This is a genomic window from Mycobacterium sp. 134, from assembly GCF_048282715.1.
GTDB classification, from domain to species: Bacteria; Actinomycetota; Actinomycetes; order Mycobacteriales; family Mycobacteriaceae; genus Mycobacterium; species Mycobacterium septicum.
In genome coordinates this window covers 4,458,859-4,484,685 of sequence record NZ_JBLVUN010000008.1, presented here as the reverse complement: position 1 = coordinate 4,484,685, position 25,827 = coordinate 4,458,859, and the positions used below count along the sequence as shown (strand labels likewise).

The 25,827-nt window shown below is 65.1% G+C and carries 23 protein-coding genes; 14 read left to right on the top strand and 9 right to left on the bottom strand.

Annotated elements, in window-relative coordinates; translation table 11 throughout:
- Positions 1-13: 13 nt before the first annotated feature.
- A complete protein-coding gene (locus tag ACNQVK_RS26110) occupies positions 14-1,078 on the top strand; it encodes a phosphotransferase family protein (RefSeq protein ID WP_418031830.1) in 1,065 nt (354 codons plus the stop codon).
- 21 nt (positions 1,079-1,099) lie between these two features.
- Here the strand turns inward: ACNQVK_RS26110 and ACNQVK_RS26105 are convergent, their stop codons facing one another.
- Positions 1,100-1,861 carry a sulfite exporter TauE/SafE family protein gene (locus tag ACNQVK_RS26105; protein WP_409549198.1) on the bottom strand — a complete coding sequence of 254 codons (762 nt, stop codon included), beginning with the start codon at positions 1,859-1,861 and terminating at the stop codon, positions 1,100-1,102.
- A gap of 189 nt (positions 1,862-2,050) precedes the next feature.
- On the opposite strand from ACNQVK_RS26105, the gene ACNQVK_RS26100 reads away from it, so the two are divergent.
- Positions 2,051-2,548, top strand: coding sequence for a homocitrate synthase (locus tag ACNQVK_RS26100; RefSeq protein WP_418031829.1), 498 nt, complete (start codon positions 2,051-2,053; stop codon positions 2,546-2,548).
- 4 nt (positions 2,549-2,552) lie between these two features.
- On the opposite strand, the gene ACNQVK_RS26095 is transcribed toward ACNQVK_RS26100, so the two are convergent.
- The 3 genes from ACNQVK_RS26095 to ACNQVK_RS26085 form a co-directional block, all read right to left on the bottom strand.
- Positions 2,553-3,218 carry a nitroreductase gene (locus ACNQVK_RS26095; protein WP_418034342.1) on the bottom strand — a complete coding sequence of 222 codons (666 nt, stop codon included), beginning with the start codon at positions 3,216-3,218 and terminating at the stop codon, positions 2,553-2,555.
- Between the two features lie 93 nt (positions 3,219-3,311).
- Positions 3,312-3,791 (bottom strand): MarR family winged helix-turn-helix transcriptional regulator, encoded by a 480-nt coding sequence (locus tag ACNQVK_RS26090; RefSeq protein WP_418031828.1) that lies wholly within the window; start codon positions 3,789-3,791, stop codon positions 3,312-3,314.
- 91 nt (positions 3,792-3,882) lie between these two features.
- Positions 3,883-5,364 (bottom strand): cytochrome P450, encoded by a 1,482-nt coding sequence (locus ACNQVK_RS26085; protein ID WP_418031827.1) that lies wholly within the window; start codon positions 5,362-5,364, stop codon positions 3,883-3,885.
- Between the two features lie 128 nt (positions 5,365-5,492).
- On the opposite strand from ACNQVK_RS26085, the gene ACNQVK_RS26080 reads away from it, so the two are divergent.
- Positions 5,493-6,146: a TetR/AcrR family transcriptional regulator gene (locus ACNQVK_RS26080; protein WP_044517313.1), complete on the top strand. Its 654-nt coding sequence runs from the start codon at positions 5,493-5,495 to the stop codon at positions 6,144-6,146.
- Positions 6,147-6,168: 22 nt separating this feature from the next.
- Positions 6,169-7,050 (top strand): SDR family oxidoreductase, encoded by an 882-nt coding sequence (locus ACNQVK_RS26075; protein ID WP_418031826.1) that lies wholly within the window; start codon positions 6,169-6,171, stop codon positions 7,048-7,050.
- Here the strand turns inward: ACNQVK_RS26075 and ACNQVK_RS26070 are convergent.
- The 3 genes from ACNQVK_RS26070 to ACNQVK_RS26060 are packed head-to-tail and all read right to left on the bottom strand — an operon-like array spanning position 7,047 to position 9,991.
- Complete coding sequence (locus ACNQVK_RS26070) at positions 7,047-8,225, bottom strand: AAA family ATPase (protein WP_418031825.1); 1,179 nt, start codon at positions 8,223-8,225, stop codon at positions 7,047-7,049. The two genes, ACNQVK_RS26075 and ACNQVK_RS26070, sit on opposite strands and share 4 nt — an antisense overlap.
- A gap of 10 nt (positions 8,226-8,235) precedes the next feature.
- On the bottom strand, positions 8,236-9,381 hold the full coding sequence (locus ACNQVK_RS26065; RefSeq protein WP_418031824.1) for a DNA polymerase IV: 1,146 nt from the start codon (positions 9,379-9,381) through the stop codon (positions 8,236-8,238).
- Between the two features lie 4 nt (positions 9,382-9,385).
- Entirely contained in the window at positions 9,386-9,991 is a 606-nt protein-coding gene (locus tag ACNQVK_RS26060) for a TetR/AcrR family transcriptional regulator (protein WP_418031823.1), read from the bottom strand.
- Positions 9,992-10,081: 90 nt separating this feature from the next.
- Between ACNQVK_RS26060 and ACNQVK_RS26055 the strand changes: the two genes are divergently transcribed.
- From ACNQVK_RS26055 to ACNQVK_RS26025, 7 genes are all read left to right on the top strand, one after another.
- Positions 10,082-10,624 (top strand): NAD(P)H-dependent oxidoreductase, encoded by a 543-nt coding sequence (locus tag ACNQVK_RS26055; RefSeq protein ID WP_211153723.1) that lies wholly within the window; start codon positions 10,082-10,084, stop codon positions 10,622-10,624.
- 502 nt (positions 10,625-11,126) lie between these two features.
- Positions 11,127-11,366: a redoxin NrdH gene (locus ACNQVK_RS26050; RefSeq protein WP_044517322.1), complete on the top strand. Its 240-nt coding sequence runs from the start codon at positions 11,127-11,129 to the stop codon at positions 11,364-11,366.
- Positions 11,367-11,401: 35 nt separating this feature from the next.
- The gene (nrdI, locus tag ACNQVK_RS26045; RefSeq protein WP_418031822.1) at positions 11,402-11,854 is read left to right on the top strand and encodes a class Ib ribonucleoside-diphosphate reductase assembly flavoprotein NrdI; all 453 of its coding nucleotides are present in this window, start codon (positions 11,402-11,404) and stop codon (positions 11,852-11,854) included.
- Entirely contained in the window at positions 11,821-13,989 is a 2,169-nt protein-coding gene (gene nrdE / locus ACNQVK_RS26040) for a class 1b ribonucleoside-diphosphate reductase subunit alpha (protein ID WP_418031821.1), read from the top strand. The genes nrdI and nrdE overlap by 34 nt, the downstream gene beginning before the upstream one ends.
- A gap of 129 nt (positions 13,990-14,118) precedes the next feature.
- Positions 14,119-14,268: a hypothetical protein gene (locus ACNQVK_RS26035; protein ID WP_418031820.1), complete on the top strand. Its 150-nt coding sequence runs from the start codon at positions 14,119-14,121 to the stop codon at positions 14,266-14,268.
- A gap of 112 nt (positions 14,269-14,380) precedes the next feature.
- Positions 14,381-14,920, top strand: a complete 540-nt coding sequence (locus tag ACNQVK_RS26030) for a DUF2628 domain-containing protein (protein WP_418031819.1) — start codon at positions 14,381-14,383, stop codon at positions 14,918-14,920.
- A 73-nt stretch (positions 14,921-14,993) separates the two neighbouring features.
- Positions 14,994-15,158 (top strand): hypothetical protein, encoded by a 165-nt coding sequence (locus ACNQVK_RS26025; RefSeq protein WP_418031818.1) that lies wholly within the window; start codon positions 14,994-14,996, stop codon positions 15,156-15,158.
- A 15-nt stretch (positions 15,159-15,173) separates the two neighbouring features.
- Here the strand turns inward: ACNQVK_RS26025 and ACNQVK_RS26020 are convergent, their stop codons facing one another.
- The gene (locus ACNQVK_RS26020; RefSeq protein WP_418031817.1) at positions 15,174-15,560 is read right to left on the bottom strand and encodes a DUF5997 family protein; all 387 of its coding nucleotides are present in this window, start codon (positions 15,558-15,560) and stop codon (positions 15,174-15,176) included.
- Positions 15,561-15,588: 28 nt separating this feature from the next.
- On the opposite strand from ACNQVK_RS26020, the gene ACNQVK_RS26015 reads away from it, so the two are divergent.
- The 3 genes from ACNQVK_RS26015 to ACNQVK_RS26005 all read left to right on the top strand — a co-directional run bounded on the left by ACNQVK_RS26015 (position 15,589) and on the right by ACNQVK_RS26005 (position 24,979).
- Entirely contained in the window at positions 15,589-16,302 is a 714-nt protein-coding gene (locus ACNQVK_RS26015) for a LysR family substrate-binding domain-containing protein (protein WP_418031816.1), read from the top strand.
- 537 nt (positions 16,303-16,839) lie between these two features.
- On the top strand, positions 16,840-24,555 hold the full coding sequence (locus ACNQVK_RS26010; protein ID WP_418031815.1) for an amino acid adenylation domain-containing protein: 7,716 nt from the start codon (positions 16,840-16,842) through the stop codon (positions 24,553-24,555).
- A 70-nt stretch (positions 24,556-24,625) separates the two neighbouring features.
- Positions 24,626-24,979 carry a cupin domain-containing protein gene (locus tag ACNQVK_RS26005; RefSeq protein ID WP_418031814.1) on the top strand — a complete coding sequence of 118 codons (354 nt, stop codon included), beginning with the start codon at positions 24,626-24,628 and terminating at the stop codon, positions 24,977-24,979.
- A 98-nt stretch (positions 24,980-25,077) separates the two neighbouring features.
- Here the strand turns inward: ACNQVK_RS26005 and ACNQVK_RS26000 are convergent, their stop codons facing one another.
- Complete coding sequence (locus ACNQVK_RS26000; protein WP_418031813.1) at positions 25,078-25,482, bottom strand: hypothetical protein; 405 nt, start codon at positions 25,480-25,482, stop codon at positions 25,078-25,080.
- Positions 25,483-25,827: the final 345 nt, after the last annotated feature.

Here is a 25,827-nt window from a genome sequence, read left to right as displayed (position 1 = left end):
GCACCATGGCTGCATGCCCGACGATGTGCAGGAATTGCCGACTCTCAGTGCTACCGATCAGGACGCCATTCAGCGGTGGTTGCAGGATGAGCGGATCGGAACGACCCTGACCGATGTGGCCCCGCTGACCGGCGGGACCCAGAACATCGTGGTGGGCATGAGCGTCGACGGTCGCCGAATGGTGCTGCGGCGCCCGCCTTTACACCCCCGGCCGACCAGTGACAAGACCATGCTTCGGGAGATCGCGGTGCTGCGCACCCTGGCGGGCTCGGCCGTACCGCATCCGGGTTTCGTCGCCGCCTGCACCGATCTCGACGTGATCGGCGTGGTGTTCTACCTGATGGAGGAGGTCGACGGGTTCAACCCGGGCACCGAGGTGAGTCAGGCCTACCGCGACGATGCCGAACTGCGCTACCGCGTCGGGCTCTCGTACGCGGGGAGCCTGGCCGAACTGGGCAACGTCGCCTGGGAGAACAGTGAACTCGCCGCCATCCGCCGGCCAGGATCCTTTCTGGCCCGGCAGGTTCCGCAATTCCTGGGGCTGCTCGAGAGCTACCGCCACGAGCAGTATTCTCCCGACTCGTTGACGGGCGTGGGGGAGCTGGCGCAATGGCTGGAGGACAACCGGCCGGCCGACGCCGAGCCGGGCATCATGCACGGTGACGCGCACCTCAACAACGTCCTGTTGCGCAGGGACACTCCCGAACTGGCCGCGTTCATCGACTGGGAGATGTGCACGATCGGCGATCCGCTCCTCGATCTCGGATGGATGCTGGTGTGCTGGCCCGACGACCCCAACCCGATCAATGCGGGGTCGGCACTGGCCGCCCTCGGTGGTCTGGCACACCGCAGTGAACTCATCGAGGCCTACCGCGCCGCGGGAGGCCGCCAGACCGATCAGCTCGATTGGTATGTGGCGCTGGCCTGTTTCAAACTCGGCATCGTCATCGAGGGCACCTGGTCGCGGTACCTGGCCGGCCTGGCCAGCCGCGACGCAGGCGAGCAACTGCATGCCTCGGCCGAGAACCTCCTCGCGCTGGGGACGCGGGTCGCCAAGGGGGACAACCCGTTCAGCTGACTCTCTCGCGCGCGAGGGACATCAATACGTGTCGAGCGCGAGCTTGACGGCAAGGGCCACGCCGGCCGCGCCGATCAGGAAGCGCAGCGGGGTGGCCGGCGCGTGACGCACGATCACCGGGCCCAGGCGTGAGCCGATCAGGCAACCGGCACCCAACGGGATGACGGCCGGCCAGTACACCGGGGCCACCACGATGAACGCAACCGCGGCAACCGAATTGGCGACACCGAGGATGACGTTCTTGGCGGCGTTCGCGTGCGCCAGCGTCGCGCCGCCGGTCCGCAGCAGCAGCGCCAGCAGCAGCACCCCGGCGGCGGCCCCGAAGTAACCGCCATAGATGGTGATGAGGAAGATGGCCCCGGCTTCCATGGCGACCTTGATTCGATGTTCACGATGGTCGGCCACCCGTGTCTCCCTCTGGCGGCCGCGCGGCAGCAGAATCGCCACCGAAGCGAACGCCAGCAGGAACGGGACGATCTTCTCGAAGCCCTCGGCCGGCGTGCACAGCAACAGGGCCGCGCCGAGTGCCCCACCGGCCACCGCGACCGGAATGATCCGTTTGATCCAGGCTGTCTGCCCGGCAAGCTCGGGCCGTGACCCCCACACCGAACCGACGCCGTTGAACACCAACGCCACGGTGTTGGTCACATTCGCGGTGACCGGCGGCAAGCCGATGAGCAGCAGTGCGGGATAGGTGGCCACCGAGGCCAGACCGGCGATACTGCCGGTGAGTCCGCCGCCGATACCGGCGACGACGAGCAGGACGACCTCACCGACGCTCATGCCGTTCCCACTCCGCCGAGACTACGGAGTCAAAGTGTTTGCGTGACCGGGCGGGCTGCGTCTAGCATCGCCAACGTGCCAAGGCGACTTGTAGTAGCAACCCGCAGCGGGGTCTGATCAGACCGACCCCTCGCTGTGGGTCGTTCGCTACTTCGTCGGTCACTTCCTCTAACCAGAGAAGACCGGCACATGCATATCACTTCATCGGCACCGCAATCCGACCCGGCGCCGTCGTTCGCCGCCCATTTCACCGGCCCGCTGCCGCGTGGCCTGCGCGAAGCCGGCCAGGCCGCCTCCTGGGACCAGTTCCTGGACGAATACGCCGCCGGCCCCGGAGCGTTGAAACTGGGCCAGTGGGCCTGCACCGATATGGAGCGTTCAGCCAGCAGGCTGGGGCCGCAGGCTCGCCACTACCAGGCCACGCTGGCCCTGGGCGACACCATCAGTACCTTGACCGCGGCGGCGAGCGGGCCCGTCGCAGCTCTGACCGAGATGCTCTACGCGCGGGGGATCACGGTCGAGACCAGGTCGTTTCATCAGCTGCCCACCGGCGGTCGGACCGCGACGTTCATCGAAGGCTGCGACGGCCTGCACAGCGAGTGGGCCATGGGGCTCGCCGATGATCCGGAGCAGTCGGCGCTGTACGCCGTGATCGCCTGCGCCAATCGGCTGATGACCGCGGCGTGAGCGGCTACCCGTCGACGAAGGTGACGGTTTCGCTCAACGGCGCGCGGCCGGTACGGATGTAGCTGACAGCCGGGTCTTCGTAGCCGATCGACATGCCGCAGAACAAGGTGAGTTCGGGCGGCGGCGACAGCACGTCGGCGACCGAACTGCGGACCTGGGACCACGCCATCTGAGGGCAGCTGTGCAGGCCTTCGGCGCGCAGCAGCAGCATCACGGTCTGCAGGTACATCCCGGCGTCGGACCACTGGGCCGGGCCCAGGTTGCGGTCGATGTAGCAGAACAGCGCCGCGGGCGCGCCGAAGCAATCCCAGTTGGCGATCGCGGCGCGTTGACGGGCTTCCCAGTCGTCGCGGGCGATACCGAGGGCGCTGTAGCGCTCCTTGCCGAAGGCGGCGCGGCGGTCGCGATACGGCGCCTGCATGTCGGCCGGGTACATCTCGTACTCCCGCTCGTCCCATGGCATGCCGGTGGCGACGCGTTCGGTGGCCCGCTTCTTGAGTTCGGCCAGCGGCGCTCCGGTGACCACGTAGATGGTCCACGGCTGGATGTTCGAACCGGACGGCGACCAGGCGGCGGCCGTCAGCACGCGCTGCAGCACTTCTGCCGGAACGGGTTGATCAGTGAATCCGCGCACCGCCCGTCGGCTGGTGACCGCGTCATAGACGTCCATCATCGGGTGCCTCCCGGAAACTTAATCGTCGCGTTTGCGACTATCTTATTCAAGACGATCGCGGACGAGATTATTCCCGGAGCGGGCAGGGCCTCAGGACTCCGGTTGGGGGCTGAACCGGGTGAGGATCTCCTTCAGTTGATCGGCCTCGCCGGGGCGCAACGTCGACACCAGTCGCTCGGCCAGTGGCCGCGCGGCAGCGTGCGCGGCATCGAAAAGTTCGAGGCCCTCGCGGGTGATCTCAACCGCCCGCACCCGACGATCACCCGGAACCGGCTTACGCACCGCCAGGCCCTTGTGTTCCAGATCGTCGATGACGCGCATGATGGCGGACTTGTCGGAGCCCGTTGCCTCCACCAGATCCCGTTGTTCGGTCGGGCCGTGATTGACGAGCTCGAGGAGGACCGCGAAATGGCGCATCTCGATTCCGAGCGGGTGAAGCGCCTCCGACATGACCTCCGCCGCATGCCAATGGGCGCGCCTCAGCAGCAATCCGAGAGCGAACGGCGAAGCGTCGCCGGGGCGGTCGGTGGCCCGAGGGGTGGAGGCCTCCCTGGGGGCGTCGGCGGTCATGTCGCGACCGTAGACGCCAAAGACGCCGAATGGCCGGTTATCGCACGGTGATTCGTAGTCCGTGCGACAACCGGCCAAGCGGTGGGCTGTGTCAGTGCAGCGGGCGCAGCACGATCGGCATGCCGTCGATCGGCACCGGCATGCCGCCGTAGTCGTAGTGCGGCCGGTAATCCGGGCTGGCCAGCTCGAGCTTGTAGCGACGCAGGAGCCGGTGCATCACGGTCTTGATCTCCAGCTGGCCGAACACCATGCCGATGCACTTGTGCGCGCCACCGCCGAACGGGGCGAACGCGTAACGGTGGCTCTTGTGTTCGCTGCGCGGCTCGGCGAACCGCTCCGGGTCGAACTTGTCCGGATCGGTCCACAGCTCGGGCAGCCGGTGGTTGATCGACGGCCAGGTGACCACGCTGGTCCCGGCGGGGATGAAGTAACCCAGCAGCTCGGTGTCACGCACGGCCTCGCGGAAGTTGAACGGCAGCGGTGTCTGCATCCGCAGCGACTCGTTGATCACCAGGTCGTAGGTTTCCAGCTTGTCCAGCGCCTCGAAGTCCACTGGCCCGTCGCCGATCCGCGCCGAATCGTCGCGCATGCGTTCCTGCCACTCCGGATTGGCCGCGAGGTGGTAGGCCATCGTCGTCATCGTCGAGGTCGATGTGTCGTGGGCGGCCATCATCAGGAAGATCATGTGGCTGATGATCTGGTCGTCGGTGAAGGTCTGCCCATCCTCGTCCGCGGAATGACACAGCACGCTGAACATGTCGGTGCTCTCTGACCGTCGCTTCTCGCCGATGCGGCTGGCGAAGTAGTCCTCCAGGGTCTTGCGGGCCTGGATGCCCCGCCACCACTTCAGCGGGGGCACCGACGTCCGCACGATGGCGTTGCCGGCCCGCGTCGTGGTGGTGAACGCGTTGTTGATCGTGGTGACCAGGGCGCGGTCGGTTCCCGCCGGAACGCCCATGAACACTTCCGAGGCGATGTCGAGGGTGAGCTCCTTCATCGCCGGGTGCACCAGGAACCGCGGGTCATTGGCCACCCAGTCGTCGGCCAGCACTCTCGAGGCCACCGAATCAATGTGAGAGATGTAGCCGCTCAGCCTGCTGCGGGTGAACGCCTCCTGCATGATCCGGCGGTGGAACATGTGCTCGTCGAAGTCGAGCAGCATCAGGCCGCCTTCGAAGAACGGGCCGATCACCGGGTCCCAGGCGCGCTGCGAGAAATCCTTGTTGCGGTTGGAGAAGACCGCCTGGGTGGCGTCTGGGCCCAGCGCCATCACCGAGGACAGGGCGGGGGACTGCGCGTAGTAGAGCGGACCGTTCTTGCGGTACTGCTCCAGGATGTAGTCGGGGCCACCGCGGAAGATCTCGATCATGTGGCCGATGATCGGCAAACCGGAGTCGCCGAAGATCGGCTTGAGGCCGCTGCCGGCAGGGGGCTCGGCGAAGACGAACTGATCCCAGTCCTTGGCCTTGAGGCGCTTTTCCAGTGCACCCATGCCCGGCAAGGTGTTGGGCGTCGGGGTGAACCGGCGCTTGGCCTGATCGAGCAGGTAATTCGGGGTGCTGATGGTTGCCATGGGCCGCTCCTGACCAACAAAGTCCGACGAAGTGTGGTCGATGTCACCACTTGAGGCCATCCTGACTGTCAGACTTGACGCATGTCAAGTTTTGAACTGGCGCGTCGTGGATGCAAAGGTCTAATGCCATGACCGCCGAATCGATACCGGGGAGCAGCAATGGCTCCACCGGGCGTCCGCAGGCCCGTCGCAGCCGAGGCGACCGGCAGCGCGAGGCCATCGTGGCGGCCGTGCGGGACCTGCTCGAAGAGCAGTCGTTCGCCGATCTGTCGGTGAGCACCATCAGCGAACGCGCTGGGGTGGCCCGGTCGGGCTTCTACTTCTATTTCGATTCGAAGTACGCGGTGCTGGCCGTGATCGTGTCCGACGCGATGGAACAACTCGCGGCGTTGACGCACAACTACGCGCCCCGGGACGCCGGTGAGACACCGGCCGCCTTTGCCAAGCGGATGGTCGGCAGTGCCGCAACCGTCTTCGCCACCAACGACCCGATCATGTCGGCCTGCACCGTCGCGCAGAACACCGACGCGCAGATCCGGGAGTTGATGAACGACTACGAGGACGCCGTGATCGACCAGATCGTGGGCCTCGTCGAGCAAGACGCAGGTGCCCGCCCGATCTCGGACGACCTCCCGGCGCTGGTACGGACCCTGGTGGCGACCACGGCGATGACGCTGTCGCACGACTCTGCCTTCGTGGGACGGGGCACCGACCCGGACCGTGCGCTCGACGTGGTCGAGCGACTGTGGCTCAACGCACTGTGGGGTGGCCAGGAGGGCTAGCGTCACAGGTAAGGTCACCGCTATGGGGAGTGATACCGCGGGTAACGCCCGGGCGGACTTTCGGGGCAAGAAGTGCTTGATCACCGGCGCGGCCAGCGGAATCGGCCGCGCCACAGCCTTGGCCCTGGCAGCCAGGGGCGCCGAGTTGTACCTGACCGACCGGGACGAGGTCGGTCTGGCCCAGACCGTTGCCGATTCCCGTGCGCTGGGCGCCCAGGTCCCCGCCCACCGGGCCCTGGACATCTCCGACTACGACCAGGTGGCGGCGTTCGGTGCCGACATCCATGCGGCGCATTCGTCGATGGACGTGGTGATGAACATCGCCGGGGTGTCGGCATGGGGGACCGTCGACCAACTCACCCATCAACATTGGCGCTCGATGATCGACGTCAACCTGATGGGCCCGATCCACGTGATCGAGACGTTCCTGCCGCCGATGGTGGAGGCCCGCCGAGGTGGACACCTGGTGAATGTGTCCTCGGCCGCCGGCATCGTCGCACTGCCCTGGCACAGCGCCTACAGCGCCAGCAAGTACGGGTTGCGCGGGCTGAGTGAAGTGCTGCGCTTCGATCTGGCCCGGCACCGCATCGGGGTGTCGGTCGTGGTGCCGGGTGCGGTGAAAACCGGTCTGGTGCAGACCGTTCAGATCGCCGGTGTGGACCGGGAGGATCCGAACGTGCAGAAGTGGGTGGACCGGTTCGCCGGCCACGCCATCTCGGCGGAGAAGGCGGCCGACAAGATTCTGGCCGGGATGGCGCGCAACCGGTTCCTGATCTACACCTCGGTCGACATCCGCGCCCTGTACGCCTTCAAACGCGCCGCGTGGTGGCCCTACAGCGTGGCCATGCGACAGGTCAACGTGTTGTTCAGCCGGGCGTTACGGCCGAAATCCGTGCAGCCCTAGCGTTTTCCCCAATGCCAGGACGGCGTGTTGAGCATGCCGAACCCTTCCACCTTCGTCTCACCCCACTGCTTGTAGAGCTCCACCTCGATCGCCGTGCTCCGCTGCTCGTCGGCGGCCGGCGTGGTGTCCAGGAAATCCAGCAGCGCGCGTGAGTGCGTCACCACGACCACCTGGGACTGTTTGGCGGCGGTCTTGATGAGGGCGGCCAGCGGCCGGACCAGATCGGGATGCAGCGAGGTCTCGGGCTCGTTGAGCACCATCAGCGACGGTGGCCGTGGGCTGGCCAGGGCTGTCGCCCACAGTAGGAAACGCAGTGTGCCGTCGGATAATTCGGCCGCGCGCAACGGACGCAGCATGCCGCGCTGGCGTAGTTGCAGGTCGAACAGCCCGTCGTTGACCGCAACCGAGACGGTGGCCCCGTCGAACGCGTCGGCCACCGCGCGGGCCAGATCGTCGAAGGTCGTTTCGACGATCGTCTGAACAGCCGCGGCCAGATCGGAGCCGTCGTCGGAGAGCACCGGGGTGCGGGTCCCGACCTGCGGTTGGCGGGCAGGCGCTCCCGCGTCGACCCGGAATCCGTCGTAGAACCGCCAGTCGCGCAGCCGATCCGACACGGCCGACAGCTCCGGAAGCGCGTCCGGGTGTGCGTATTCGGCGAGCACGCTGCGGTAGGAAGGCAGCGAGCGGGTCAGCTCGTCGAAACCCCGGCCCGATTGCGCGGCGACCTCGGCGTACTCGCGGGTGCGGCTCACCAGCGTCGAAGCCGGACGCAGCACCGGCCCGGCGAACACCACTTCGCGTTTGATCTCGGGATCCTGGGCGAATGCCGACGGCTCGCCACCCGATCCGGCCATCTGCGGCAGGCCCAGGTCCACCAGGTATCCGAAATCGTCTGCGGAGAAGCCGAGTTCGAGCGACACCGGGCGAGTCCGGACGGTGCCCTGGGTCTGCTCGTTCGGCTGCTCGGGACCCGCCCACAAGACTGACTGCAGGCCACCCTCGCGGGCCAGTGAGCCGATCACCTGGCCCCGGCCGCAGTCCGCCAGTAGCCGCAGCGCGCGATAGATCGATGACTTGCCGGTGCCGTTCGCGCCGGTGACCACCGTGAGGTCGGTCAGCGGCAGGATCACCTCCCGCAGCGAGCGGTAGCCCCGGATCGCGATGGTCTGCAGCATGGGTTCGAGGCTATTGGTCGACTGTGACAACTTGGCCGGTGGGAATCCCGTCCATGGACAGTTCCAGCCGAACACCCAGCAGCCGGATCGGTCGGTCCAGCTCGAACTGGTCGAAAACCGCCAGTGCGGTCTCGGTGATGACGCCGGCGTCGGTGCTCGGTGTGGCCAGCTTGCGGATCTTGGTGCGGGTGTAGAAGGTGCTGGTGCGCACCGTGACCGCCACCCGCGTGACGATGCGGCCCTGCTCGACCACCTCGTCGAGGGTCCGCCGGGTCAGCTCGCGGATCGCGTCGTCCATCTCGCCGCGCTCGGTGAGATCGGCGGCGAAGGTGATGACGTGACTGCGGGAACGCGGGATCCAGGGTTCGGAGCTCACCTCGGTATCGCCGCCGCCTTTGGCCAGCAACAGGATCCACAGCCCGGTGCTGGGCCCGAACACCGAGGTGAGCACGGTCGCATCGGTGGCGGCCAGATCGGCAACCGTGGTGATACCCAGCGTGGCAAGCTTTTTCGTGGTCTTTGGGCCGACGCCCCACAGCGCATCGGGCGGACGGTCACCCATCACCGACATCCAGTTGGCTTCGGTGAGCATGTAGACGCCCGGGGCCTGATCTGCTCCTCGCGTGCTCTCCTGTTGAATTGCTCCTTGCGTGCTCTCCTGTTGTATTGCTCCTTGCGTGCGCAGCGGCTTGGCGAGCCCCGTCGCGACCTTGGCCCGTTGCTTGTTGTCACTGATGCCCACCGAGCAGGACAGTCCGGTCTCGGCGGCGATGACGGTGCGGATGCGCTCGGCCAGCTCGACCGGGTCGCTGACCTCGGCGCCGAGGTAGGCCTCGTCCCATCCCCAGACCTCCAACGGGTGGCCGAGATCGCGTAGCAGACCCATCACCTGTTCGGACGCCGCGTCGTAAGCCTCCGGGTCCGATGGCAGAAAGGTGGCGTCGGGGCATTTGCGGGCCGCCGTGCGCAGCGGCATGCCGGCGTGCACACCGAACTCACGTGCCTGATACGACGCGCAGGTGACCACCTTGCGGGGTTCGGTCGGATCGCCGTTGCCGCCGACGATGACGGGCAGGCCCTCGAGTTCAGGGTGACGGCGCAGCTCCACCGACGCCAGGAACTGGTCCAGGTCGACATGCAGCACCCAGGCGGTCATGGTGCTAGTGGCCACACAACTTGCGGGCGGTGTCCTGCCACGCCGCCGTGAGCTCGTCGAGGTTCCGGCCGTGGGCGAGTTGGTGTGCCAGGTAGTCGGGGTTCAGCAGTGCGATCAGGGCGTCGGCCTGGGCATCGAGATCACCTGTGGTGCCCGCGGTTTCGAGCAGCATCCGGACGTGGGTGCGGTGCAGGGTGAACGGGCCGGCGTAGCGCAGGGCGGGATCGCGGATGGCGTCGGACAGCAACGCTTGGTGGCAGTGCACGAAGCGGAGGCGATCGGCGCCGTAGGCCAGTAGCCGTTCCAGCGGGGGCGCGCCTGGTCCCAAGGGGGGCGGGCCGAACATGAAGGCGTCCTGTTCGGCGGTCTCGTCCTGGTCGAGCAGCACCATCATCAGCCCCGCACGGCTGCCGAACCTTCGGAACACCGTGCCCTTCCCGACGCCTGCCTCTACCGCGATATCGTCGGTGCTGACCGCGTCGGGTCCGCGTTCGGCGATGAGCCGGCGCGCGGCATCGAGAATAAGGGCACGGTTTCGCGCGGCATCGCCGCGTTCCTGTGGCGCCGGGTCGAAGCCCGCAAGCTGGGTCGGGCGGTCGGAGGCTGCCACAACTGCACTTTAACTCAGGTGGAATTAATCGGACCACAGTCCGGTTGATCGTTGCGAGAATCGGGTCAGACGAACAAGGGAGTGGTGAACATGGCCGATGTGAAGGTCCTGGTGTTGGTAGGAAGCCTGCGTGCGGCGTCGATCAACCGGCAGCTCGCCGAACTGGCGGTGGAGCAGGCGCCCGATGGGGTGGAACTGCGGATCTTCGACCGGCTGGGGGAGCTGCCGTTCTATAACGAGGACATCGACACCGACGACGTGGCCGAGCCTGTGGTCGCGCTGCGCGCGGCGGCCGCCGAGGCTGACGCCGCGTTGGTGGTCACTCCTGAATACAACGGCAGCATCCCGGGTGTGTTGAAGAACGCGATCGACTGGCTGTCGCGGCCATGGGGCAACGGCGCGCTCAAGGACAAGCCGCTGGCGGTCGTGGGTGCCGCGCTGGGGCAGTACGGCGGCGTGTGGGCGCACGACGAGACCCGCAAGTCATTTGCCATCGCCGGGCCGCGCGTGGTCGAGGATCTCAAGCTCTCCGTGCCGTCCAAGACTCTCGACGACAAGCATCCGAGGGAGAACGCGGAGGTGGCCGAGGCGCTGCGCGACATTGTGGGCAAGCTCACAGTTGAGGTCGACTGAGGGTTCGTCTTCGCGTTTTGCCGTTCGCGCCGCTTTGCGGCAAAATCTTGCCGCCGGCTGGGTCACTGCGACCCGGCCGGCGGCTTTGCTATTGGGGGGTCTTGCGCTTTGCGGCGGCCTGGCTTGTCGGTGGCTGGTGGTACATCTAGGGGTGCGGCGCGACACGGTCTGTCAAGTCGGGCACGACACGCCGTCGGTGTGGTTGCTGGCAAGCTTACGACCAGGGAATTTCAGAAATGTTATTCAGAACATGTTGTATGGCTTCGAACTGTCGGCCACTAGGTGTAGTGTCTGTGAGACCGACAGGCCACCACAGTTCGGGAGCCGGCCGGAGCGTAGCGAATCCGGCCGAGTCGGTTTCAAGACCAGCCGGAGAGCGGCTTCGACCGGCAGGAATTTTGGCGGCCCGAAGGTCGCTGAACTTAAGCGAAACGTAAGACCCGATCAGTTGCCAGTCACCTGTCTAGTTTTTTCACTTTCCGCAAGAGGAGCCGTACCGAAGATGACCGTCACCGTGTACACCAAGCCCGCATGCGTGCAGTGCAACGCCACCTACAAGGCGTTGGAAAAGCAGGGCATCGAGTTCGAGAAGGTCGACATCACCCTCGACAGCGAGGCCCGTGACTACGTCATGGCGCTCGGCTACCTGCAGGCCCCGGTTGTGGTGGCCGGCAATGACCACTGGTCGGGCTTCCGGCCGGATCGGATCAAGGCACTCAGCACGGTCGCGGCCAGCGCGTAACGGAAGGTCATCAACGGGGGAGGACGGAGAACACGATGAGTCATCTCGTCTACTTCTCCAGTGTCTCGGAGAACACCCATCGCTTCGTCGAGAAGCTGGAGTGGCCCGAAGGCCGAGTCACCCGGATCCCGCTGCACGGCCGCATCGAGGTGAACGAGCCCTATGTTCTGATCCTCCCGACCTACGGCGGCGGCCGTTCGACCCCCAACATCAACGACGGTGGCTATGTGCCCAAGCAGGTCATCGCGTTTCTGAACAATGAACACAATCGGTCGTTGATCCGCGGCGTCATTGCCGCGGGCAACAACAACTTCGGTGCGGAATTCGCCTACGCGGGCGACGTAATTTCGCGCAAATGCGGCGTGCCGTACCTGTACCGCTTCGAACTGATGGGAACTCCGGACGACGTAGAAGCCGTTCGCACGGGGTTGAAAGACTTTTGGAAGGACCAGACGTGCCACCAACCGTCACAGCTGCAGAGCCTGTAACCACCGCCGCGCACGCGCTTCCCGGCGAGACGGATTACCACGCTCTCAACGCGATGCTGAATCTGTACGACGCCGACGGCAAGATTCAGTTCGACAAGGATGTGCTCGCCGCGCGGGAGTACTTCCTGCAGCACGTCAACCAGAACACGGTGTTCTTCCACAGCCAGGACGAGAAGCTCGATTACCTGATCGAGAAGGAGTACTACGAGCGCGAGGTGCTCGATCAGTACAGCCGCAACTTCGTCAAGCAGCTGCTGGACCGCGCCTTCGCAAAGAAGTTCCGGTTCCCGACGTTCCTGGGTGCGTTCAAGTACTACACGTCCTACACACTCAAGACCTTCGACGGGAAGCGTTACCTGGAGCGTTTCGAGGATCGCGTCGTGATGGTGGCGTTGACCCTGGCCGCCGGTGACACCGTGCTGGCCGAGAAGCTCGTCGACGAGATCATCGACGGCCGCTTCCAGCCGGCTACTCCCACGTTCCTCAACTCGGGCAAGAAGCAGCGCGGCGAGCCGGTGTCCTGCTTCCTGCTGCGCATCGAGGACAACATGGAGTCCATCGGGCGCTCGATCAACTCGGCCCTGCAGCTGTCCAAGCGCGGCGGCGGAGTTGCCTTGCTGCTGACCAATATTCGTGAGCACGGCGCGCCGATCAAGAACATCGAGAACCAGAGCTCGGGCGTCATCCCGATCATGAAGCTGTTGGAGGATTCGTTCTCCTACGCCAACCAGCTCGGTGCCCGTCAGGGTGCCGGCGCGGTGTACCTGCACGCGCATCACCCCGACATCTACCGGTTCCTCGACACCAAGCGCGAGAACGCCGACGAGAAGATCCGGATCAAGACGCTGTCGTTGGGCGTGGTGATCCCGGACATCACCTTCGAGCTGGCGAAGAAGAACGAGGACATGTACCTCTTCTCGCCGTACGACGTCGAGAAGGTTTACGGCGTACCGTTTGCCGACATCTCGGTGACCGAGAAGTACCACGAGATGGTCAACGACGGCCGGATCCGCAAGACCAAGATCAAGGCGCGCGAGTTCTTCCAGACGCTGGCCGAGCTGCAGTTCGAGTCGGGTTACCCATACATCATGTACGAGGACACGGTGAACCGGGCCAACCCGATCGCCGGCAAGATCACCCACTCCAACCTGTGCTCGGAGATCCTGCAGGTCTCCACCGCCTCGGAGTTCAACGACGATCTGTCCTACTCCAAGGTGGGCAAGGACATCTCGTGCAACCTGGGGTCGATGAACATCGCGAAGACGATGGACTCACCCGACTTCGCCCAGTCGATCGAGGTGGCCATCCGGGCGCTGACCGCGGTGAGCGATCAGACCCACATCTGGTCGGTGCCGTCGATCGAACAGGGCAACAACAGCTCGCACGCGATCGGCCTGGGGCAGATGAACCTGCACGGCTACCTGGCCCGCGAACGGATCCACTACGGCTCCGAAGAAGGTGTCGACTTCACCAACATCTACTTCTACACTGTGCTGTTCCACGCATTGCGGGCCTCGAATCTCATTGCGATCGAACGTGGTACGAGCTTCGGCGGGTTCGAGGACTCGAAGTACGCCTCCGGTGAGTTCTTCGACAAGTACACCGAGCAGGTGTGGGAGCCGGCCACCGACAAGGTCCGGCAGATCTTCGCCGACGCGGAGATCCACATCCCGACGCAGGACGACTGGAAGCAGTTGAAGGAGTCGGTGCAGAAGCACGGCATCTACAACCAGAACCTGCAGGCAGTCCCGCCGACCGGGTCGATCTCCTACATCAACCACTCGACGTCCTCGATCCACCCGGTGGCGTCGAAGATCGAGATCCGCAAGGAAGGCAAGATCGGCCGGGCTTACTACCCGGCGCCGTACCTGACCAACGACAACCTGGAGTACTACCAGGACGCGTACGAGATCGGGTACGAGAAGATCATCGACACCTACGCCGCAGCCACCCAGCACGTGGATCAGGGGCTTTCACTGACGCTGTTCTTCAAGGACACCGCCGACACCCGCGAGGTCAACAAGGCGCAGATCTACGCGTGGCGCAAGGGAATCAAGACGCTGTACTACATCCGATTGCGGCAGATGGCCCTGCAAGGCACTGAGGTCGAAAACTGCGTCAGCTGCATGTTGTGACGCTGTAAGCACGCACGTTCAATAGCCAGTTACTACACGCAGATTGCGAAAAAGCGTGTGGTAACTGGCTATTCGACATTCGGCAGACTGTGTGTGGAAGGCATTGAGTGGCTCTGAGGGGGATTGACGATGGCCGCACTGGCAGGACAGCTGCTCTTCTTCGCGATGGTCGCGGCGCTGATCGGCGGTGTGATCTGGGCGGTGTTCGTGATGCGTGAACCGCGCCAGCCGCTTGAGGACGACGACGATGGCGACGATGGCGACGATGGCGAGTGGTGACCCGATTCTCCGCGGCGAACACAGCACGTAGGGACGGCCACGATGCGGGAGGCACTGGAACGGCAGTGCCGCTGGCAAACACGGAGTTTCGCTCGGCAGCTATTATCGCGCGGTGACCGATAACGGCGTTCCTCCTCAGTATTCGCATGACCCGCAGAACCCGTACGCGGCGCAGAACCCGTACGGGGCGCCCAACCCCTACGCGGCACCGAACCCCTACGGGGCGCCCGCACCGGGCCCGGCGGCCTTCGAGGTGCCCGAGAAGTGGCGCAGCCGGTTCGACTTCTTCTCGCGCTACGGCCAGCCCGCATCCTCGCCCGAGGCGACGGCCGCGTTCAAGCAGCTCTCGTTCGGACAGCGGATGCGGCTCGGGGCGAACGGTCCGGCATTCTTCTTCGGTCCCATCTACTTTGCGATCAAGGGGCCTTGGCGCAAGGGCCTCAGCCTGTTCGGCATCTCGTTCGTCGTGGGCTTCATCATCGCGCTCATCGAATTCGCCCTGAACTTCACCTTCCCGCCGGCCGCCTACGGCGCCGCGATCGGCGCGCTCTACTCCAGCACCGCGAACTGGGCCTACTTCCTCCACGTCACCCGCGGCAGTACCAGTTGGAACCCGTACGAGGGCGTGCCGCTCTTCCGCCGGAAGAGCTGACGTCCGACTACTCGGCCGAGCGGCAGCAGGGTAGACCTCTGGGACGCAGCTCGGAGGGGGAGAAGATGTTCCGATGTCGACAACCGTTGAGGCAATCCTTGTCACCGCTCTGGTTTTCGGGATCGTCGTCGCGATGTTCGGCGTGATTTATGTGTGGGAGAAGTGGGGCAAAGGCACGCGACTGGAGCAACGCATCGATCGCTTCTTCGATCGCGTCAGCGACCTCTTCGACCGGTAGCGGTGCGGTTCAGAATCAGCTCTCGCGAGCCTGTTCCGCACGCAGCGCCTTCAAGCGTCGCTGTTCGGTCAGCACGTTCTGGTAGCTCTCGCGTTCGGCGACCAACCACTCCGGCTTCTCCTCGAGCAGCTGATCGATCTGCTCGGTGGTAAGGGCATCCCCGACGCCGCCGCGTGCGAGGCCGGCGATCGAGATGCCCAGCTTGGCCGCCACAAGGTTCTTCGGGTGCGGCCCGTCCTTGCGGAGATCCTTGAGCCACTGCGGCGGGTCCGCCTGCAGGGCGGCGAGATCAGCGCGGGTGATCGCGTTCTCCTGGAATTCCACAGGCGTCGCGGGCAAGTACACGTCCAGCTTCTTCGCCGCTGTGGCGGGTTTCATGGACTGCGCGTTTGGCCTGCTCATGGATTCAGCGTATCGGTAACCTGATGCGGTGACCCCGCAGTCCCTCACCCTCGGGTATGTCCCCGGCGGGACGCCCGCGAAGTGGGCTCGGATCTGGGCGGAGCGCCACCCCAGCGTGCCGCTGCTGTTGCATGCCGTCGCCGCGGCAGATGCCGCCGACGCTGTGCGCGACGGCACCGTCGACATGGCGTTGCTCCGGCCGTCCGCCGACACGTCTGGGCTGGCCATCATCCCCCTTTACGAGGAGACGACGGTCGCGGTGGTCCCGGCCGATCACCTGCTCACCGCCGTCGACGAGATCACCGCCGCCGACCTCGACGGCGAATCTGTCCTGGTGCCGCTCGATCACGTCGTCGACTGGGCGAATGCTCCCGGCGTTGTCGTCGATCACCGACCCGAGACCACCGGCGACGCAATAGAACTCGTGGCGGCGGGGATGGGCGCCCTCATCGTTCCCCAATCGCTGGCGCGGCTGTATCACCGCAAGGACCTCACGTACCGTCCGATCACCGATGCACCCACCTGCCCCGTGGCGCTCGCTTTCCCCGAGGGGCCGCAGCCGGAACTGGTCGAGGAGTTCATCGGAATTGTGCGGGGCCGTAAAGCCGGTTCGTCGCGGGGGCAGGCCCAGCCTGCTCCGAAACGTACCGCGCGGGAGAAGACTCTCGCGAAGCAGGCGGCCCGCGCCGCGGCCGGAAAAGTCGCCCGCAAGCCGGGCCCGACCAAGCGCGGGCGACGCTGACGGTACCGGCAAAGCGGCGTGAGCGGACCGGTGAAAGGTTGGCAAAGCCGTTGTGTCCGCGGGGGACACCAGTGGGCATTCTGCCGGCGGCAAGATTCTTGAGGTTTGCCAATTATGCAATTGCTGGTTTGTCTGGTGATTGTTGAGCCTGTTTGAATAACGGACGCAGGTATGGGTTCGAGAGTTTCGATACGTAGTTTTTCACAGTGACGATGGGGTCGATTCGTTCAAAACCCTGGTTATTGCCATTATCTGTCCGGGGGTTAGCCGAGTGGCCGGTATCGCGAGTGGTCGGCCAACAACCTGTTCCGGCAGTGCCGCTCAATGTTCTTTGGTGCGAATTGAATGTTTGCCGTCAAGGACGGAGCAATTCGACTGTCGTCATCGTCATTATTGTGTATGAATTGCCCAACGCAATTTTTCGCGAACGATGGATAGGGCACTAACCTCCACATTATTCTTCTCCGGTACGGGAGATTGGCGGGCCAGGTGTGACGGGTTTGGGGACCGTAGCCGTCGATTCTCGGGGGAGGAATCATGAGTGGAGACCCGTCACTGCGATTACTGTCGATCGACTTGCTCGATGACGACGAGCACGACAGCTTGGATGTCTGGGGCAACCGCGCTGCCCTGACTCGGCCGGCGGCCGCGCCCGCATCAATTCCGGAGTTGTTCTCGGCTCAGGTGACCCGGACCCCCGCTGCGGCGGCATTGGTATGCGGCGAGCGGTCGTGGACCTACCACGAGCTGGACCGGGCCGCCAACCTGCTGGCGCACCAACTGGCCCGCCACGGAGCGGGCCCGGGCGCGACTGTCGCGCTGCTGTTCACCCGTTCCGCCGAAGCGATCATCGCGATTCTGGCCGTACTCAAATCCGGGGCGGCTTATCTGCCGATCGATCCGGCGCATCCTGACGCGCGGATAGCCTTCATGATCGCCGATGGCGCACCGGTCGCCACACTCACGACAACTGATCTGAGCCCGCGGTCGGCCGAGTTCGGTGTCCCGGTAATCGAAGTCGACGGCCCTGCTCCCGACGCGCCGTCCGGCAGCCGATTGTCCGATCCGGCCCCCGAGGATCTGGCGTACCTGATCTACACGTCGGGAACGACGGGTGTGCCCAAAGCTGTTGCCGTGACGCATCACAATGTCACCCAACTGCTCCAGTCGTTACCCGCCGTCTTGCTGTCGATGCCGGAACAGGTCTGGTCACAATGGCATTCGCTGGTTTTCGACGTGTCGGTGTGGGAGATCTGGGGTGCTCTGTTGCACGGCGGTCGACTGGTGGTGGTACCCGAGTCAGTGGCAAGTTCACCGGTGGATCTGCACGATCTGCTGGTCACCCAGAAGGTCACGGTGTTGTGTCAAACCCCTTCCGCGGCAGGCATGTTGTCCCCGGAAGGTTTGGACTCGACGACGCTGGTGGTGGCCGGTGAGGCCTGCCCTGCTGATCTGGTCAGGCGCTGGGCGCCCGGGCGCGTGATGATCAACGCCTACGGGCCGACGGAGACCACGATCTACGCGGCTGTCAGCGCACCGCTTTCGGGACACACGAGCGTGGTGCCGATAGGTCATCCGGTGCCGCGCGGTGCGGCGTTTGTGCTCGACGAATTCTTGCGGAACACGCCCGATGGCGCGACGGGCGAGCTCTATGTGGCCGGGGCGGGGGTGGCGGTCGGATACATGCGGCGGAGCGGCATGACCGCATCGCGGTTCGTGGCCTGCCCGTTCGGTGCGCCGGGGCAGCGGATGTATCGCACCGGGGACCTGGCGCGATGGGGCGCCAACGGGCAGTTGGAGTATCTGGGGCGTTCCGACGAGCAGGTCAAGATTCGTGGTTACCGCATCGAACTGGGCGAGATCCAGGCCATGCTGGCGGAGTCGGACGGTGTGCACCAGGCCGTGGTGATCGCCCGGGAAGACCGTCCCGGCGACAAGCGGCTGGTGGGTTACATCACCGGTCCTGCCGATCCGGCCGGGATTCGCACCGAACTGGCCAACCGATTGCCGGGATACATGGTCCCGGCCGCTGTGGTGGCGCTGGAATCGTTGCCCCTGACAGTCAACGGAAAGCTCGACCGGCGCGCCTTGCCGGCTCCGGAATACCGCAGCGGTGCAGATGAATTCCGGGCTCCGAGCACCGAGCTCGAGACGATTCTGGCCGAGATCTACGCCCAGGTGCTGGGCCAGGGGCGGATCGGCGTCGACGACTCGTTCTTCGCCCTGGGTGGGGACAGCATCCTGTCGATGCAGGTGGTGGCGCTGGCCCGGGTGCACGGCGTGCAGTTCCGGCCGCGTGATGTGTTCGTCGAGCAGACGGTGGCTCGGCTGGCGGCGGTGTGCCGTGCGGTTGGTGCCGATGACGTCGTCGACGAAGGTCTCGGCCCGGTGGCTCCGACACCGATCATGCGGTGGTTGCAAACCGTCAAAGGCCCTGTCGGACAGTTCAATCAGGCAGTGGTGTTGCAGGCGCCCGGGGAGGCGACCGAAGCCGGTCTGATCGCTGTGCTCCAAGCCCTGCTGGACCGCCATGCAACGTTGCGGCTAGGGGTTCGGGTGGAAGAAAGCGGCTGGTCGCTGAGCGTGCCGGATACGGGTTCGGTGGATGCCAGTGCCTGTCTGCGAACCGTCGAGGCGCTGTCGGACGAGGCGTTGGCGGCGGCACGGGACCGCCTTGACCTGTCTGCAGGCCGAATGCTCTCGGCATTGTGGCTGCCGGCTACCGGGCAGCTGGCGCTGCTCATCCATCATCTTGCGGTCGATGGGGTGTCATGGAGAATCCTCTTGGAAGACTTCAATATCGCCTGGTCTCAACTGGAGCGTGGCGAGCCGGTGCACTTGCCGCCCGGTGGAACTTCGTTCGCCCGGTGGTCAGCGGTACTGCACGACTACGCCAGTAGCGCCGAGGTGGTCGAGCTGGCAGACACCTGGCGGCAGGTGATCTCGAACCCGCCCGCCCTGCCCGGAATCGACCCCGCCCGTGACACCTACGCCAACGCCGGGCACCTGTCGGTGTCACTGGATCCCAAGACCACCGGCCAGTTGCTCGGTGCGGTGCCTGCTGCGTTTCGTGCTGGGGTACAGGACATCTTGTTGATCGCATTCGGATTGGCATGGAACGAATTCCTGGGAGCCGGCGCGGCACCTGTCGGTATCAATGTGGAAGGACACGGCCGGAACGAAGAGCTGGCATCCGATATCGACCTGTCGCGTACCGTGGGCTGGTTCACCAACAGGTATCCGGTCTCGTTGTCGACCGGTAGTCCGAGTTGGGAGCAGGTCGCCGCCGGCGCGGACGCTGTCGGCCCGATCGTCAAGGCTGCCAAGGAGCAGTTGCGTGCCGTGCCGGACGGACTCACCTACGGACTGCTGCGACATCTGAACCCAGAGGTGGATCTGGATGGTTCGGAGCCGACCATCGGGTTCAACTATCTGGGGCGCGTCGGTGCCGGTGGGGCAGTGGACTCGGACAGCTTGTGGCGCATCGACCAGGAAGCGCTGGCTGTCGCTGACGCGGCATCGACGGTGTCCATGCCGTTGATGCACACGGTGGAACTCAACGCGGGTACCCAGGACAGCGCTGACGGCCCGAGCCTCCGCGCCACGTGGACCTGGGCGCCGGCGCTCGTGGACGAGGCACAAGTGTTTCGACTGAGCCAGTTGTGGTTTGAGGCGCTGACCGGGATCTGTATGCATGTGTCCGCCGGAGGTGGCGGCCTGACTCCGTCGGACATCGCGCCCGCCCGGCTGAGCCAGCAGGAGATCGACGAACTGGAGCAGCAGTACCGCATCGCCGACGTACTCCCGCTGACCCCGGTACAGAAAGGACTGCTCTTCCACACCGGCATCGGGCATGGGTCCGATGACGCAGCAGCGGCTGATGTGTACACGGTGCAGCTGGATCTCACCGCCACCGGGGTACTGGATCACGATCGGTTGCGCGACGCGCTGCACACGGTGGTGGGCCGGCACCCCAACCTGGCGGCCAGGTTCTGCGTGCAGATGGGTGAGCCGATGCAGGTCATTCCCAGCGATCCGGTGCTCGCCTGGCGGTACCTCGATCTGCGGGCAGACGACCGCAAGCCCGACGCCGAGGTCGACCGGCTGTGCGCGGCCGAACGGGCCGCGGTCTGCGACCTGCGCAGCCGGCCGGCATTTCGGGCGGCGCTGATCCGGACCGGAGGCAATGAGCACCGAATAGTGCTGACCTTCCACCACATCGTCATCGACGGCTGGTCGCTGCCGATCCTGATGCAGGAGATCTGCGCCAGCTATTTCGGACAGCGGTTAGCGGTGACCGGCGCGTACCGGGACTTCGTGAGCTGGCTGGCCGGACGGGACGACGACGCCGCGCGGGCGGCCTGGCGCCACGCGCTGGACGGATTCGAGCATCCCACCCTGGTCGCCGCACCGGCAGATCCCGGGCCACGCGGCGTCGAGTCCTATCGCGTTTCAGCCGATGTCACGAAAGCCGTTGGGGAACTGGCACGCTCGTGTCACACCACCGTCAACACAGTGCTGCAGGCAGCGTGGGCGCAGCTGTTGATGACGCTGACCGGCCGGCGTGACGTGGTGTTCGGCACGGCGGTCTCGGGCCGCCCGGCGGAGTTGGCCGGGTCCGACACGATCGTGGGTCTGCTGATCAACACCGTGCCGGTCCGGGCCCACGCCACGGCGGATCACACCGTCGTCGATCTGTTGCGCCAGTTGCAAAGTGCCCACAACGACACCGTCGAGCACGAACATCTTGCGCTGAGCGAGATCCATGAGCTCACCGGTCACGACCGGCTGTTCGACACGCTGTTCCTGTACGAGAACTACCCGCTGGACCTCAGCGCCTTCACCGGCGCCCAGGAACTGGCGTTCACCGGCTTCAGCACCCGCGAGTTCAACCATTACCCGCTGTCGGTGATCGTGATTCCCGGCCATGAGCTCGGCATTCGGGTGGAGTTCGATACGGCGGTATTCGACGTGGCGAGCATCGACTTGCTGATCGAGCGGTTCCGGCGGCTGCTGGCCGCGATGATCGCGGAGCCTGGCCGGCCGCTGTGCGCCATCAGCGTGCTCGATGCGGTCGAGCGCGAGCAGCTCGACCAGTGGGCACACCAAGAGGCGTTGTCCGGGCCCTTGGGCACACCCACCTCCATTCCGCAGTTGTTCGCCGAACAGGTGGCGCGGACCCCGCAGGCACCCGCAGTGACGTTCGAGGACCGCTCCATGAGCTATCGCGAGCTCGACGAGTCGGCTGACCGGCTGGCGAACCAGTTGGCGGTGCGGGGTGCGGGACCTGGTGAATTCGTGGCTCTGATGGTTCCCCGCTGTGCCGACGCGATCGTGGCGATGCTCGCGGTGCTGAAAACCGGGGCGGCATATCTGCCGATCGATCCCGCGGTGCCACTCGCCCGGTTGAGTTTCATGATCGCCGATGCCGCGCCGATCGTCGCGGTCACCACGAGTGAACTGCGTCCGCGGTTGGACGGCTTGGACGTATCGGTCATCGAAGCCGACTCTGCGGCCGATGGCGTCGGCCACGCCGCCGAACTGCATGCGCCCGTGCCCGGAGACGTCGCCTACGCGATCTACACCTCGGGTACCACCGGAACTCCCAAAGGCGTTGCCGTCACGCATCACAACGTCACCCGACTGTTCGATTCACTAGATGTCGGCCTCGCGTCGGCGCCGGGGCAGGTGTGGACGCAGTGCCATTCCTATGGTTTCGACTACTCGGTGTGGGAAATCTGGGGAGCTCTGCTACACGGAGCGCGGCTGGTGGTGGTCGCCGACTCGGTAGCCGCGTCGCCGCGGGATCTGCATGAATTGGTGATCACCGAAGGGGTCACCGTTCTGAGTCAGACGCCCGCCGCATTGGCGGCGCTCGAACAAGCGGGTCTGGAATCCACGGCGCTGATGGTGGCCGGCGAGGAGTGCCCGTCTGAATTGGTGGGCCGGTGGGCTTCTGGTCGAGTGATGGTCAATGGCTACGGTCCGACCGAGACCACCATCTATGCCGCGATCAGTGCTCCTTTGACGACCGGCACGGCCGTCGTCCCGGTCGGCTCGCCGGTGGCCGGGGCGGCGTTGTTCGTTCTGGACGACTGGCTGCGGCCGGTGCCGGCCGGCGTGGTGGGCGAACTGTACGTGGCCGGACTCGGTGTGGCTGTCGGATACATCGGCAGGCGCGAGCTGACCGCATCGCGATTCGTGGCGTGCCCGTTCGGCGGGTCTGGAGCGCGCATGTATCGAACCGGGGATCTGGTCCGGTGGGGCGAAGACGGGCAACTGCAGTATCTGGGGCGATCCGACGAGCAGGTCAAGATCCGCGGTTACCGTATCGAGCTGGGTGAGATCCAGTCCGCCCTGTCAGAACTCGACGGCGTGGTTCAGGCCGCGGTGGTTGCCCGTGAGGACCGTCCAGGCGACAAGCGTTTGGTCGGCTACGTCACCGAAACATCGTCCGGCAGAGTCGATTCCGCTGAGATGCGACGTGCGCTGACCGATAGGCTCCCGGCGTACATGGTGCCGGCTGCGATCGTGGTCGTCGATGCGCTGCCGCTCACGGTCAACGGCAAGCTCGACAAACGTGCACTACCCGCGCCGGAATTCCAGAGCGCCGATCCGTACCGGGCACCGGCCACCGAGGCCGAGGCGACGGTGGCCGGCATCTATGCCCAGGTTCTCGGAGTCGAGCGGGTCGGGGTCGACGATTCCTTTTTCGAGCTGGGCGGTGACTCGATCTCAGCGATGCGGGTTGTCGCTGCGGTCAACACCGCACTGGATGCAGACCTCGCTGTACGCACATTGTTCGAAACGCCCTCGGTGAGCGGCTTGTGCCGGCAGCTGGAACGCGAGGCCGAATCGCATGTCCAGCCGGGTGTCGGCGGAGGCGACTTCGAATCCGTGCACGGCGTTGGAAGCAACGAACTGCGGGCCAGTGACCTGATGCTGGAGAAGTTCGTCGACGGGCCCACGCTGCGTACCGCCCCAACCCTGCCGCGCCCCGACCGTAGGCCACAAACCGTGCTGCTGACCGGGGCCACCGGCTTCCTCGGCCGCTATCTGCTGCTGGACTGGCTCAGGCGCCTGCGCCGTGCCGACGACGCTGTTGTCTGTCTGGTGCGCGCCGCCTCCGACGCCGACGCGCGACGCAGGCTGGAGACGACATTCGACACCGACCCGGTCCTGTACCGCCATTTCCGCGAACTGACCGACGGACGGCTCAAGGTGATCGCCGGGGACAAGGGCGAACCCAATCTCGGGTTGGACGAACCCACCTGGCGTCAGTTGGCCGAAACTGTCGATGTGATCGTCGATTCCGCGGCGTTCGTCAACGGAATCCTTCCCTACAGTGAGTTTTTCCAACCCAATGTGGTGGGCACCGCCGAGCTGATCCGGTTCGCGATCACCACGAAGCTGAAACCGTACACGTTCGTGTCGACCGCCGACGTACGCCATCAGATCGAGCCCTCGGCGTTCACCGAGCACGCCGACATCCGGGGTATCAGCCCGGTTCGCGCGCTCGACGGAAGCTTCGCCAACGGTTACGGCAACAGCAAGTGGGCTGGGGAAGTGCTGCTGCGCGAGGCCCACGACTTGTGCGGTCTTCCGGTCGCTGTCTTCCGCTGCGACATGATCTTGGCCGACACCAGCTACGCCGGCCAGCTCAACGTGCCGGACAATTTCACCCGGATGGTGCTGAGCGTCGTGGCCACCGGACTCGCGCCGGCGTCGTTCTATCAACTCGACCCCGATGGCAACCGTCAACGAGCCCACTACGACGCATTGCCCGTCGGGTTCGTCGCTGAGGCGATTACCACGCTGGGCTGGCGGATGGCCCGTGCAGGCTCGGCCGACTTCGAGACGTATCACGTGATGAACCCGCACGACGACGGAATCGGCATCGACGAATACGTCGACTGGCTGATCGAGGCCGGCTACCGGATCGAGCGCATCGCCGATTTCGGAGAATGGTTGCAGCGCTTCGAGATTGCCTTACGGGCGTTGCCCGAGCGGCAGCGCAGGCATTCGGTGCTACAGATCCTGGCGTCTCAGTTCACAAGGGATTTGAAAGCCCCGGAGCCCACCCACGGATCCTATGGCCCGACCGATCGATTCCGGGCCGCGGTGCGGGAAGCCGGAATCGGTCCTGACACCGAGAATCCCGATATTCCACGCATCTCACCGCCCATCATCACCAAGTACGTCACCGAACTGGAGCGGTTCGGCCTGCTTCCGCCGCTGGAATCGTCGGCATAGCGGGTTGTACTCGTGAGGTGGGACTCGGGAGTACGGGAATCGCAAGCCGGTGTGCACGGTTCGTCCACATATGACAACAAACGTTGATGTTGCGTCGTTCGGTCCTAACGCGCCCGGATACGTATGGAAATCGACTACGGACGTCGAACCGATCGAAGTCTTTCCCGGAATCACCGTTCAACCGCTCTGGCGGGGAGCCAACGGCGCCAAGGCGGCGGTCACGACGATCGCGCCAGGCGCTGTCTGGGACGGCGAAGACCTCCATGACCCGGGCCCCGAAGAGGTCTATGTCGTCTCCGGGGTCTTCAACGACGGAGTCAACGACTACGCCGCAGGCACATTCCTGCACGCACCGGCCGGGTCGTGGCACGTTCCGCAATCCGCGGAGGGTTGCGTGCTGTTCCTTTTCTATCCGGAGGGTTAGGGCGGGCGAGCCGGGGCGCGACCGCGGCGCCGTAGGTCAGATGACCGAAGCTCCCGCGCGCTTTCCATGCTGGGGGTTACCAGCCTGTCGTTTGACCGTTATTTCGCTATAGCAGAACGCCATTCGGCATACAGGGCATCGATCAGTACCGCGACCTCGTCGTAGGTATCCCACGTGTCGGGTGTTTCGTATGTCGAGTCATGGCGGGCGACGGCAGGTACATCCCGATACTGTCGAAGGTAGGGGCGGTAGGCGGCCGAGGTGAACGCATTGCCGGTGTCGGTCAGCATGAACGGATCGATCTGGGCGACACAGTGCCGCCGTAGGTATTCACCCGGCGTGATCGTCCGCTCGTGTAACTCTGACGGGGCATAGTCGGGCTGCGCCATTCCGTGCAGCGCGAGCCATGCCATGAACATCCCGATGTGCGTGCCGGCAGCTGCCGGCTGCAGACCGTTTTCGATCGCCGTGTCGTAGTGCCAGCCGGCGTCGTCATACGTCATGGGTCGAGGCTAAGCCCTGCGAGGCGTGCTCTGCCGCACCAATTTTCCATCTACGAACCGTGATCCGCTGTCGGTGTGTTCACTTTGCAATTGGTGAATATTCATTTGCTGATTTGGTAGCGTCCCCGTCAATATCACTCTCGGGTTGGGGGACCCACGTTGACAATCACACCTACTTCTCTTCTGCGTGCCCGGATCGCGGCCGGCGCTCTGGCGGTCGCCGTTCTGGCCGGAACCGCTGTTGCGCAACCGCCGGGCATGACTGTCGCAGCTCAGCCGCGCCACGTGGTCCAGATCGATGTGCAGCTGCTCACCGGAATCACCGACACCCCAACAACTTTTGGG